Origin of the sequence: Pseudoflavitalea rhizosphaerae (assembly GCF_003991355.1) — a bacterium.
Classification (GTDB): Bacteria; Bacteroidota; Bacteroidia; order Chitinophagales; family Chitinophagaceae; genus Pseudobacter; species Pseudobacter rhizosphaerae.
On record NZ_RCSU01000002.1, the window covers coordinates 428,062 to 439,347 of the forward strand.

General features: G+C 43.9%; 12 protein-coding genes. 7 read left to right on the forward strand and 5 right to left on the reverse strand.

What is annotated here, in order from left to right:
* Window positions 1-70 precede the first annotated feature (70 nt).
* The 3 genes from D9Y29_RS04425 to D9Y29_RS04435 form a co-directional block, all read right to left on the reverse strand.
* On the reverse strand, window positions 71-2,272 hold the full coding sequence (locus tag D9Y29_RS04425; RefSeq protein ID WP_127125398.1) for a B12-binding domain-containing radical SAM protein: 2,202 nt from the start codon (window positions 2,270-2,272) through the stop codon (window positions 71-73).
* A gap of 235 nt (window positions 2,273-2,507) precedes the next feature.
* Complete coding sequence (locus D9Y29_RS04430; RefSeq protein ID WP_127125400.1) at window positions 2,508-3,056, reverse strand: YceI family protein; 549 nt, start codon at window positions 3,054-3,056, stop codon at window positions 2,508-2,510.
* A gap of 151 nt (window positions 3,057-3,207) precedes the next feature.
* Window positions 3,208-3,891 (reverse strand): YceI family protein, encoded by a 684-nt coding sequence (locus D9Y29_RS04435; protein ID WP_127125402.1) that lies wholly within the window; start codon window positions 3,889-3,891, stop codon window positions 3,208-3,210.
* 171 nt (window positions 3,892-4,062) lie between these two features.
* Between D9Y29_RS04435 and D9Y29_RS04440 the strand changes: the two genes are divergently transcribed.
* From D9Y29_RS04440 to D9Y29_RS04470, 7 genes are all read left to right on the forward strand, one after another.
* Window positions 4,063-5,019, forward strand: coding sequence for a winged helix-turn-helix domain-containing protein (locus D9Y29_RS04440; protein ID WP_127125404.1), 957 nt, complete (start codon window positions 4,063-4,065; stop codon window positions 5,017-5,019).
* Window positions 5,020-5,391: 372 nt separating this feature from the next.
* A complete protein-coding gene (locus tag D9Y29_RS04445; protein WP_127125406.1) occupies window positions 5,392-6,708 on the forward strand; it encodes an ATP-binding protein in 1,317 nt (438 codons plus the stop codon).
* 492 nt (window positions 6,709-7,200) lie between these two features.
* The gene (locus D9Y29_RS04450; protein WP_127125408.1) at window positions 7,201-7,452 is read left to right on the forward strand and encodes a DUF4143 domain-containing protein; all 252 of its coding nucleotides are present in this window, start codon (window positions 7,201-7,203) and stop codon (window positions 7,450-7,452) included.
* 166 nt (window positions 7,453-7,618) lie between these two features.
* The gene (locus D9Y29_RS04455) at window positions 7,619-8,566 is read left to right on the forward strand and encodes a toprim domain-containing protein (RefSeq protein ID WP_127125410.1); all 948 of its coding nucleotides are present in this window, start codon (window positions 7,619-7,621) and stop codon (window positions 8,564-8,566) included.
* Between the two features lie 119 nt (window positions 8,567-8,685).
* Window positions 8,686-9,066, forward strand: coding sequence for a plasmid mobilization protein (locus D9Y29_RS04460; protein ID WP_127125412.1), 381 nt, complete (start codon window positions 8,686-8,688; stop codon window positions 9,064-9,066).
* Complete coding sequence (locus tag D9Y29_RS04465; RefSeq protein ID WP_127125414.1) at window positions 9,063-10,115, forward strand: relaxase/mobilization nuclease domain-containing protein; 1,053 nt, start codon at window positions 9,063-9,065, stop codon at window positions 10,113-10,115. Before D9Y29_RS04460 ends, D9Y29_RS04465 begins: the two co-directional genes overlap by 4 nt.
* A 19-nt stretch (window positions 10,116-10,134) precedes the next feature.
* Window positions 10,135-10,671, forward strand: coding sequence for a hypothetical protein (locus D9Y29_RS04470; RefSeq protein WP_127125416.1), 537 nt, complete (start codon window positions 10,135-10,137; stop codon window positions 10,669-10,671).
* A gap of 14 nt (window positions 10,672-10,685) precedes the next feature.
* On the opposite strand, the gene D9Y29_RS26845 is transcribed toward D9Y29_RS04470, so the two are convergent.
* A complete protein-coding gene (locus tag D9Y29_RS26845; protein WP_127125418.1) occupies window positions 10,686-10,901 on the reverse strand; it encodes a GDCCVxC domain-containing (seleno)protein in 216 nt (71 codons plus the stop codon).
* Between the two features lie 8 nt (window positions 10,902-10,909).
* Window positions 10,910-11,275 (reverse strand): glyoxalase superfamily protein, encoded by a 366-nt coding sequence (locus tag D9Y29_RS04480; RefSeq protein ID WP_127125420.1) that lies wholly within the window; start codon window positions 11,273-11,275, stop codon window positions 10,910-10,912.
* Window positions 11,276-11,286: the final 11 nt, after the last annotated feature.

Here is an 11,286-nt window from a genome sequence, read left to right on the forward strand (position 1 = left end):
TCTGCTTTTAATCATTCAGCGGTTCAGTTGAAATTTCAACTGACATGCCTTTGGCCATATTGAACGGGTGCTACAATTTCAATAATCCAACTTTGTGCAATGTATTCACGGGCTTATTATCCCAGAACAATTCAAAATCTTCAAAACCACTTTCCCGGTAGTTATCCATTACTTCCTGGAGCGTATAGGTCTTAGCGTTAGATACAGATAATTTATTCAGCATACCTGCCAGCCAGTCGCCCTGCTCCCGGTTCACGCTGATGCTGAATTTTCCTTTTTTGTCCTGGAAGGAAAGTTCCGTCATTTCCCACTGGTTACCTTTTTTGGATTTGGTGAAATGTTCTACCATAGGCGTTCTGCCTAGCCAAACGATCTTAGAGTTGGGTTTGGCTGCAGTATACAGGTCATGCGTAAGTACTTGCTGGATATGGTCCGGAGCTACTTTGGTTTTCGGTACTTTAAAATCGAACCATTTTTGCAAAGGTTCTTCCAGTCCGATCCCGTGCATAAAATTGAGCAGGGATTTTTTAAGACCGTAGCTGAATGCTTCATGGTCAGCGCCGGATTCATCGATATGCACGATATCATTATTGGCGAAGGTGCCGGTTGTATCGTTTTCCTTTTTTACATTGAACTTTTCCGGTTGTAACCCTACAGGGCTATGGGCAGTCATGGTAAAGAGATGCCAGAACGCCGATTGGAGTATGCCAGCGGCAAACATCTGGCGGACCATTTCCAGGGAATCGATGGTTTCCTGTGCTGTTTGTGTAGGGAACCCATACATCAGGTAAGCATGCACCATGATGCCAGCTTCAGTGAAATTGCGGTTTACCTGCGCTACCTGGGCCACGGTGATCCCTTTTTGGATCAGTTCCAGGAGGCGGTCGCTGGCTACTTCAAGTCCACCTGAAACGGCGATACAACCCGATCTTTTGAGCAGGAGGCAGAGATCGCGGGTGAAACTTTTTTCGAAGCGGATATTCGTCCACCAGCTCACCACCAGTTTTCGTTTGATGATTTCCAGTGCGAGTGCGCGCATGAGTGCAGGCGGAGCCGCTTCATCCACGAAGTGAAAACCATTCTGCCCTGTTTGCGCAATAAGCTCTTCCATCCTGTCTGCCAGTAAGGAGGCCGCGATTGGCTCATAGAGCCTGATATAGTCGAGAGAGATATCGCAGAAGGTACATTTACCCCAATAGCAACCATGCGCCATCGTTAGTTTGTTCCATCGGCCATCGCTCCACATGCGGTGCATGGGATTCACCACTTCGATGGCATTGATGTATTTATCGAGCAGAAAATCGCGATAGTCTGGAGTGCCAACCTGTCCCTGTTTGTAATCGGAACAGGCTTTGTTATTGAAATACTTCACTTCACCATTGACCAGTGCAAAAGTCCGTTTCAGTTCTTCCTGTGTTTTAGTGCCTTCTATATGATGGATGAGGTTTTCGATAGGCGCTTCTCCATCGTCCAAAGTAATGTAATCATAGAATTCAAAAACACGGGGATCCGAGAGCGAGCGCAGCTCAGTATTGGCGAAACCTCCGCCCATAGCCACTTTCGCACCGGGGTAATTTTTTCTGATCCACTGTCCGCATCGTAGTGAAGCATAAAGATTTCCGGGAAAGGGAACAGAAATAGCAACAAGTTTTGGTTGCACGGATTGCATATGCGATTGCAGGAGATGGATCAACAGATGGTCTATGTACGTGTACTCTTTTCGCAACTCTTTGTAGAGCTCATCGAAACTGTTGGCGGAGCGGCCGAGCTTTTCTGCATACCTGCTGAAACCGAAATGTTCGTCTACACATTCCCGGATGAGATCAGACAGGTCTTCCAGGTACATGGTGGAAAGATGTTTGCCTTTGTCCTGTGTGCCCATGGAGCCGAAGGCCCAGTCGAGGTCTTCCAGCTGGGCAAATCTGCTTGCTTCGGGAAGGAAATCCCTTTTGCAGATCCGGTGCGCGAGTGTTGGATTATGGCCCTGGAGGAAGCTGATCACATCATCGATGGTGGTGATATAGTCCTCCTGCAATGCGATAATGCGCGCAATATTTTCTGAAACCGTTTCCGGCTGATGCTTGTTGATATGATTGAAAAGCGCCTGAAGACCTTCTTTACTGAATAAAGCCAGGGTAACTTCGATGCCCAGGTCGGCCTGAAACGAGGAGATATTCCGCGTATTGAGGAATCCTTTCAGGTATGCCGTTGCCGGGTAAGGCGTATTCAATTGTGTAAAAGGTGGCGTCAGTAAAAAAACAGTAGCGCTCAAATCGGGTAATTTCGGGCAAAATTAGGTGAAATTGGCCGGAGTTAGGGGCTGACTAAAAAGGTAGCGTGCCGGCAGTCGCTCGCCTCTGGCGAGTGACTTGTATTGGCTCGCCTCTGGCGAGTACAGTGTTCGCCGGAGGCGAACTAATATCCGTCACTCGCCGGGAGGCGAGCGACTGCTCCCCGGGTAAACTCAATAACCCATTATAGTCAGTCCTGCTCCTGTGCTTTCTTCACTAAACAGTTGCTTCCGCCGGGTGTTTAACCAGTTGTACTTCGGCACTGATCTTCACTTCATCACTCAAAGCCACCCCACCTGTTTCCAGAACGGAATTGAAGTTGATGCCCCAATCGCTTCGTTTGATCTTGCCAGTTACTGTAAAGCCGGCTCTTTCTCCACCCCATGGATCTTTGGTTACACCACTGTATTCAACATCCAGGCGAACAGGTTTGGAAATTCCTTTCAATGTAAGTTCACCTACCAGTGTAAAGTTCTCGTCTCCTTTGTTTTCCACTTTCGTTGAACTGAATTCCAATTGAGGGTGATTATCTGTATCGAAGAAATCCCCGTTTCGAAGGTGTGCGTCCCTTTGTTCATTATTGGTGGAGATGGAAGCAATATCTGCGGTGAGGCGGACCTGAGCAGTAGAGAAGTCTTCTTCTTTTGTTTCCATTTCGATATTGAAATTTTTGAAAGAGCCTGAAACATTCGTGATCATGAGGTGTTTGATCTTGAAACCTAATTCGCTGTGCAAAGGGTCCAGCGTCCATTTTGTATTTGCCATAAGATTGTTTTTGAATCTGATTATCGTTTGACAAAACAAAATTACTTTGAGCCGGCAGTGGGAAGTGCAAACTATCCAAAAGGTAAGTAGTAACCTGGAGGTTAGTGGAAAGTTATGGACCTGTTCACAAAGCATGCTTTACGCTTGTTCCTCAACAACCGCGCTTCTGGCGGAAACGTAAATCCAGTGACACCTGTACCAGATCTTCCAGCAGCTCATCTTTCATAAGAGACAATACACTGCCTGATTTGTATGTGATGCCCCATTTAGTACGGTCTATTGAGAGTGACGCAGTAGCAACAATATCCTCACCATTCCAAATGAGAGTGGCTGGGAACTGGATCTCTTGTGTAATAGCCCGCAAGGTCAGTTCACCGGTAATAGAATAAGAAGAATCACCGGATATTTTGATTGCTTTAGTCAACCGGAAAATACCCCGGGGATACTTGCTCACATCAAAGAAGTCAGGGTCTTTCAGATGCGATACCAGTCCGTTATTGCTGCTTGTATCTTTCTTATCCGTGGTGGTAATAGTATTCATATCCAGTTCAAAAAAGCCTCCTGCGATCCTGCCATTGGCATCAATGGCCAGGTTACCCATCAAGGGTTTAATATAACCCTGATGTCCGTTCCCTCCCATAACATTCATGCCTTTCCAATTGACAAAGCTTCCAGGTATATCGAGCAAATACCTTACTACATTTCCCGTCTGAATGGAATCCGACTGTAAAGCTGCTGTAATTTTAGTTTCAGCAATAGCGGCTGATCGATCCCGGCATGCAATGGCTCCCGTCAGGCATAAAGCTGCGCAGACGAACAATAAAACTGATCGCATTTGATGTTGATTTTTTTGTTTTGAAAAAAATGGAATAAGTAACCCGGGTTGCTGACACAAACCTAAATTGCCCGTAAGAAGGAGTAGTAAAAGCGTGGTAAAAACTTTGTAAACGAATGTAAAATCTGATGAGCGTCACCAGGGCTCAGGTGGAATGCTGTAATTTTAAGTATGAGTTGGAAAGCCTTACTGGCGATGGGAGCCGCCCTTATGATCATTGTTTCCTGGACCGCCATTCGTAGCCGCGCTATCCTGCCCGCTACAGACAGGGCAACTGAAAAGTTGGTGATCCGGCAAATTGGTCATCAATTGTTGTTGCAGTCTGGTGATTCCTCTTCACGGGTCCTTCCTGTGGAAGAGCGGCCAAACAGGGAATACCTCATCCGGCCTGGGGCACCTTTTACCTTTTTGCCCGATACATTGCTGGCTACAGTTCGCCGTGTAATAGCAGCCAACAACCTCCCCTCCAGTTACCGGGTGCAAGTGATCTACTGTACCCCATCAGCCGAAGTTGTTTACGGATTCCAGATATATCAGGACAGTGCACGAAACATAATACCCTGCCTGGGGCGCATGCAAGAAAAAGCCTGCTACAATATACTGATCGGGTTTACTGAAACCGAAACCGCCGGCATCGGTCCATTTTCAAGTGGCCTGCTGACAGGAAGCCTGGTGGTTATCCTGGTAAGTTTGTTACTCTGTGCGCTGTATTTAAAAAGAAGAAAAGCTGCGATGGATAGTCATGGGCATCAAAACATTCAATCAAATCTGCCAGGGGAAGAAGTAAAGGAGGAATTGCCTGTGTCATCCGGTATTGCTATTGGCAACCTGCTCTTTTTGTGGGAAAGTCAACAACTGGTAGCGGGTCCATCCATCATCACGCTCACTGCAAAAGAAGCCAAATTGTTGCACGTTTTTGCCAAAGCCCAGCAGGAAGTAATAGATCGTGATCAGTTGATGAAAGAAGTGTGGGAAGATGAAGGCGTCATAGTTGGCCGTAGCCTGGATATGTTCGTCTCGAAATTGCGAAAAAAGTTGCAGGCCGATCCACGCATCAGTATCCTGAATGTACACGGAAAAGGCTATAAGCTGGCGATTACAAAAGCAATATCTATGCAAACAGAATAGTGGCCTGGTAATGCTCCCGGAAGATATGCCAGCAGTATCATAGTCAAGTTAGAAAAATGCGGACCAGGTATTGTCCGTTTGATTAAGTTAGAAAACAAAAACCCGCGACCAGCGAGATTTTTTGTTTACGTTGTGAACGAGAGTGGAAAGTTTTCGAACCGAATTCGCTTCGAGTTGAACCTGTTGACTGCCAAATTCAACCAATGCCGTTTCTCGTATCTTGAAACTTCTAAATTTACCTGACAAATGGGCAATTTCTGCACATTAAGACACACCAATTAATTCCACAAATAGCCCTAATTTTCTTACCTTTAACAGACTTATATGTCAATTATGTGATTTTTTTCACACAAACCGCAGATAATTCGTGAAATGGAGATTAAGCGTACAATACAAAAAAGGCTAATATTCTGGAAACACGCCCCGGATCGGAAACCACTCATCTTGCAAGGAGCCAGACAAGTAGGCAAGACTTGGTTATTGAAGCATTTTGGTGCCTCTGAATTTGATTCGGTGGCCTATTTTAACTTCGAAGAACAACCTGATCTAAAGCAGTTTTTTGAAAACACAAAAGATGTACCACGAATAATACAAAACTTGTCTTTGGTTCATGGGCAAGCTATATTACCGCAAAAAACACTTGTCATATTTGATGAAATACAGGAATGCAATGATGCACTGAATGCGCTAAAGTACTTTTGTGAAAATACTCCTGAATTTGCGATCGCATGTGCCGGGTCGTTATTGGGCGTGACGATGTCAAGGGGCAACTCCTTCCCAGTCGGAAAAGTTGATTTTCTGCAATTAAATCCGGTCTGTTTTTCAGAGTTTTTATCTGCTGCAGATCCCAGATTATTTACTTTCCTTGAAAGTATTAATAAAATTGAGCCACTGCCTGATATTTTCTTTCATCCATTGGTTGAAAAGCTAAAAATGTTCTTCATCTGCGGAGGAATGCCGGAAGCCGTAGTAGCATTATTAGAAAAACAGGACATGGATAAAACGCAGCAGGTGCTGCAAAATATAATCAATGCCTATGCCTTTGATTTTTCAAAACATGCTGAAAATAAGGATATTCCCAAAATCAATCACCTTTGGTCTTCCGTACCTTCTCAGTTAGCGAGGGAGAACAAAAAATTCCTTTACCATTCTGCAAAGACTGGGGCACGTGCCCGTGAATATGAAGATGCGCTGCTCTGGCTTTCACATGCGGGTTTAGTGCATCGCATTTTCCGGATATCAAAACCTGGTCTGCCTCTTTCTGCCTATGATGATCTTTCTGCCTTTAAACTTTATTTGATCGATGTAGGATTGCTACGCAGGCTTTCCCTTTTGGATCCAATAGCAATAAGAGAGGGAAACAGGCTATTTACGGAGTTTAAAGGTTCGTTGAGTGAAAATTTCATATTACAACATCTCATCGCGAATTTCGAAGGCACACCACGATACTGGACGTCTGGAAATCAGGCAGAAGTTGACTTCATTATTCAGATGAGGAATGAAATTATTCCAATAGAGGTAAAATCAGACGAAAGCATACGTAGTAAAAGCCTTACTGTTTATAACGACCTTTATCAACCTTCTGTGCGTATCAGGTATTCATTAAAAAACTTAAAAAAAGACGATGGATTAATCAATATCCCTTTATTTATGGTTGATTATACTGAGAAACTACTTGGGCTTTCATGAATGAGCTATTGACAGAACGAAATTCCAACAGGCGTACAAAGCAATTTATGAGCTGACATCATAATTAAGAACCCGATCAGTTTCGATCCTGATTTTTTTGAAATCCGGAAATCCGTATCAAAAATCGCACACTTGAACAAGTTGAAAAATACAAAACCCGCGACTAGCGCGGGTTTGAAATATCGTGTGAACGACAGTGGAAAGTTTTCGAATCTGCTTAGGTTCGACTTGCAAACCTGGCTCTCTTTTTTTCAATTCTATAGCAATAACTGGTTAAATTAAAAAGATGCTCCTACATAGAAGTAATGTCTGAGTATATACATTTTAGAGCAAAAACAAGCGAAATCAACCAAAATATTGCATCAGTCACCTGTTTTAAAGCGGTTTAGATATTCAGTATTGAACTTAGTTTTCAACAAATACTTCTATTTTAGTGGTTGTAATCCCTAAAAAATACCTAATTAAGGGAATACATTCCCTGAATATGATAAAATGTACCTTATCAGTGAAAGAAAAAAACAATTAGCCTATAGTGGATTTTATGGAAACAGCTATTTCTGGCGCAATACCAGTCAAGCTGAAATCGATTACATAGAGGAACAGGATGGAAAAATTTCAGCCTTTGAATTTAAATGGAATCCAAAGGCGAAAGCAAAGTTTCCGAAGGCTTTTTTGGAAGAATACCATCCCCCACAAACACAAGTAATCAATCGGGATAATTATTGGGAATGGTTATCTCAATAATGAAAAACCCGCGACCAGCGCGGGTTTGAAATGCAAAGTGAACCGGATTTGGCAAATATCGAACTATTTTATTGAAGATTTAAAACTTTTAGCAGCTTTAGCGGCCTGACCGGGAACGGTTTAGGCCGTTTTTGTATGCCTACTTGTGAACAGAAAATTGAAGTATATGGAAAAAGTAACATGCAAGGAGGTTAACCAGCTTGACCTCGTGGATTTTTTAGCCGGGTTAGGTCATTCCCCTAAAAAGATAAGGAATAACGACTATTGGTACATATCCCCGCTGCCGCACCGCCAGGAAAAGACGCCTTCCTTTAAGGTAGACCGCCGGAAAAATGTATGGTATGATCACGGCACCGGTAAGGGTGGCACGCTGGTAGATTTTGGAATCCTCTATTACCATTGCAGCATTGCCGATCTTTTACAACGCCTCGCCGGTTACCAGCCCACGACAAATTTTTCTTTTCACCCGCCCATTCAGGCCCGCAACCCGCAACCTGCCCCGGCAATTTTTGCTGGTGAAAAGAAAGAGAATGCCAGCGGCAAAATTGTTGTACTGGACACCCGCCCGCTGGCGTTGCCAGGGCTGATTCAGTACCTGGAAAAAAGACAAATCCCAGTAAAAATTGCCGCCCGCTTTTGCAAAGAAGTTGACTTCCTTTTATACGGGAAAAAGCATTCCGCTATCGGGTTCCAGAATAACGCGGGAGGGTATGAACTCCGCAGCGGAAATTTTAAAGGCAGCAGCGCTCCCAAAGACATTACTTTTTTAGACAACGGCAGAGATCAGGTTGCTGTATTTGAAGGGCTCTTTAGCTTCCTTTCTTTTCAAGCAATTAATCAAAACCAGCAGCCCCCACTGTCAAATTGCCTTGTCTTAAACTCCCTGGCTTTTCTGGAAAGGAGCCGCCCATTGTTGGAGCAACATAAACAAGTTCATCTGGTTTTAGACCGGGATACTGCCGGTAAAAATTGCACCAGCCTGGCGCTTCAATGGGATAAAGAAAAGTACATAGACCGCAGTGATTTTTACCATCCCCACAAAGACCTGAACGACTGGCTAACTCACCACAAGCACAATCGAGGGCAAAGTCAAAGGCCAGGGAAGGCCCTTTGACGTTTGCGTAGCCAGCTATGTTTTGGTAAAACCAAAACGGCTGGCTCCCTTCATGCTACCGCATTCAGGGAGGTGTTTTTTTCATGCTATCGCATTCAAAAAATAAGGAGGAATAAGATATGGAGCAGCAGCAATTACAAATTAAAAACAAGGGAGGTCGTCCGAAAAAAGCGATTAAGAAAGATCAGCTCATGGCTATTAAATGCACCCTTGAGGAACGCCGTTTAATTGAAGGAAGGGCAAAGATTGCCAACATAACAGTATCAGAATACCTGCGGGAAATTGGCCTCACCGGTAAAATTGACAGGCGGGAAAAAGCATTGCCGAAAGAAATTTTAGACTTTACGGCGATGCTGAATCACCTGGCTGCAAACCTAAACCAGATCGCCAAAAAAAGGAATGGGGTAGAAGAATTAAGTGCAATGGAACGGGCCACCCTATCAGTCCAATCAAAGCAACTAAAAGAGTTGGCCTTACAGATCAAAAACTACCTACAATGATTGGGCATGTTTCAACAGGAGCATCTGCTTTTCACTGTATCAGTTATTGCCTGGAAGATAAGCAAGAACTGTCCGCTGAAAAGAAAGAACAACTATCCCGGCAGGATGATCTGCAGCACATGGACCGGGCGGAAGTCCTGTTTTATAATAAATGCTTCGGTAATAAATACGAACTGGCAAGTCAGTTCCGGGAAGTGGAGAAGCTAAGTAAACGGGTAGAAAAACCTGTGCTGCATATGTCCCTACGCCTGGCCCCAGGTGAGCAACTTTCCAAAGATCAACTGATGGAAATAGGCCGGGAATGCGCCAAAGAATTCGGGGTTGCAGACCACCAATATATCTGTGTATTACACAAAGACACGAAGGAGCAGCATATCCATATTGCAGCTAACAGGGTGGGGTTTGATGGCAAGGTGGCCAGTGATAGCAACAATTATAAAAGAATGGCAGCCCTTTGCCGGAGGCTGGAAAAGCAATATAACCTGAAGGAAGTATTAAGTCCACGGGCTTTTCTTTCCCCCAAGGAAAGGCTATTGCCCCGCCACGATTCCCGGAAGGAAAAGTTGAAAACGGACATCCGGCAGACTTTGGAAAAAGTTCACTGCTTTGGCGAGTTCGAGCGCAAAATGCAGGAGTTAGGCTACAAGGTAATTAAAGGCCGGGGGATCTCATTTATTGACAAAAAGAAGGTCAAGATAAAAGGTAGTGAGGTGGGCTTTGCGTGGGCTAAAATTGAAAAAATCCTGGCCATTAAACAGCAGCTTGAAATGAAGGTGACTGAACAAAAACTGTATGAAAAGAGCGTTGAACAGAAAATTGAAAATTCTGGAGTAGCGACAGTTTCCCAGAGATTATTGCAACAGACCAGACAGGATGCTCTGATTGACCGGTCGCCCCTCCTGCCTGTAATAGAGGGATTTTGCAAAGTATTGGATGAACTATTAAAGCCTGAATATACCTCCGATTCCATGCCTTACGAGTTTACTTATGAGGGGTATAAACGGAGGAAGAAGAAAGAATTAATCCAAAGTAGGAAACACAGTCGTTAAACCAAAAAAATATTAAAACATGGACACAACAAATAATATTGAAAAAGAAAGTATTGAACTGGTGCTGGAAGAATTTGGCGAGGACCAGAAATTATTGCAAAAAACAATTGACGACCTGGTTACCGCTATTAATGGGCTAACTGACCGGGTAAAGCAAATAGAAGGAAAATTAGAAAATCCGCAGGGCGTAACAGTTGCTGCTGACACCCGGCCAATTCAGGAAATTGTGAAAAAGGGGCTTATTGATGCCAGGTTGATTGTGGCCGGTCAGCCGAAGAATATTATCCGGAAATTCCAGATTTTGTTATTTCCGGAGCGGGACGCCAAGCTGTTTTATAAGGTGGTTTTTGGGCGTTGGTTTCTATTCCTCGTAATTATGTTTTTCATAGCCCATTTTTATAAGTTTACTGTCCATTGGAACGAAGCACAAAAAGTAATAGAACTTCGACAATTGGAAAATGATAGAACCAACGTGGCATGGAACTACCTATATGAACATCAAGGCAAGCAAGGAAAGAAATTGATGGATAGTATATATCATAAAATCCATCAATGACGTTTAGGAGATAACTATGCGCAACAAGATTTATTCATCTGTATCGGCGGGCATTTCACCGTTCCATAGCTACAAAATACACAGCAATCCCCTGGTTTGGGCTTTAACAGGGTTTGGCAGCTAGTGCAGGTATAAAAATACTGGCAGGCATCTACTGGCATGGTTTCTTCTTTCTGGAAGCCGCAGTGCGGACAGGTAAGCGTCGATTCAAGTACGAATGTTGTTTGCATTTTCCTATTTAATTTTTGCCTTCTTCTGTGAACATAATGGTGTTTCCAAACGGGTCATTAACAGTCATACATGGAGCATTCCAGGGCGCCTGCTCGATGCCTGGCCGGTTGTATCTATACTTTTTCCCAAGTAACTCTTTGTGATAATCGCGCACACCAGTAGTTTCTATATACACTTTAGAACCTGGGCAGCAGTCGCCATGATGCTCCGTAAGGTGAAAAAGAATCGACCCCTTTGAAACCTGCATATAGAGAGGTGCATCATCACTAAAACGATGCTTCCAATCAATGTTAAAGCCAAGCCAGTCAATGTAAAATTCGACTGTTTTATCGTAGTCGAAAATGCGTAAAACGGGTATTACTTTAGTATCCATATTGGAGGTTT

What these genes read in the sequence shown, in the direction of transcription:
- D9Y29_RS04430 (WP_127125400.1), bottom strand. Translation starts at nt 3,056, where the DNA reads ATGGCAAATACAAAATGGACGCTGGACCCTTTGCACAGCGAATTAGGT.
- D9Y29_RS04435 (WP_127125402.1), bottom strand. Translation starts at nt 3,891, where the DNA reads ATGCGATCAGTTTTATTGTTCGTCTGCGCAGCTTTATGCCTGACGGGA.
- D9Y29_RS04440 (WP_127125404.1), top strand. Translation starts at nt 4,063, where the DNA reads ATGAGTTGGAAAGCCTTACTGGCGATGGGAGCCGCCCTTATGATCATT.
- D9Y29_RS04445 (WP_127125406.1), top strand. Translation starts at nt 5,392, where the DNA reads ATGGAGATTAAGCGTACAATACAAAAAAGGCTAATATTCTGGAAACAC.
- D9Y29_RS04450 (WP_127125408.1), top strand. Translation starts at nt 7,201, where the DNA reads ATGTACCTTATCAGTGAAAGAAAAAAACAATTAGCCTATAGTGGATTT.
- D9Y29_RS04455 (WP_127125410.1), top strand. Translation starts at nt 7,619, where the DNA reads ATGGAAAAAGTAACATGCAAGGAGGTTAACCAGCTTGACCTCGTGGAT.
- D9Y29_RS04460 (WP_127125412.1), top strand. Translation starts at nt 8,686, where the DNA reads ATGGAGCAGCAGCAATTACAAATTAAAAACAAGGGAGGTCGTCCGAAA.
- D9Y29_RS04465 (WP_127125414.1), top strand. Translation starts at nt 9,063, where the DNA reads ATGATTGGGCATGTTTCAACAGGAGCATCTGCTTTTCACTGTATCAGT.
- D9Y29_RS04470 (WP_127125416.1), top strand. Translation starts at nt 10,135, where the DNA reads ATGGACACAACAAATAATATTGAAAAAGAAAGTATTGAACTGGTGCTG.
- D9Y29_RS26845 (WP_127125418.1), bottom strand. Translation starts at nt 10,901, where the DNA reads ATGCAAACAACATTCGTACTTGAATCGACGCTTACCTGTCCGCACTGC.
- D9Y29_RS04480 (WP_127125420.1), bottom strand. Translation starts at nt 11,275, where the DNA reads ATGGATACTAAAGTAATACCCGTTTTACGCATTTTCGACTACGATAAA.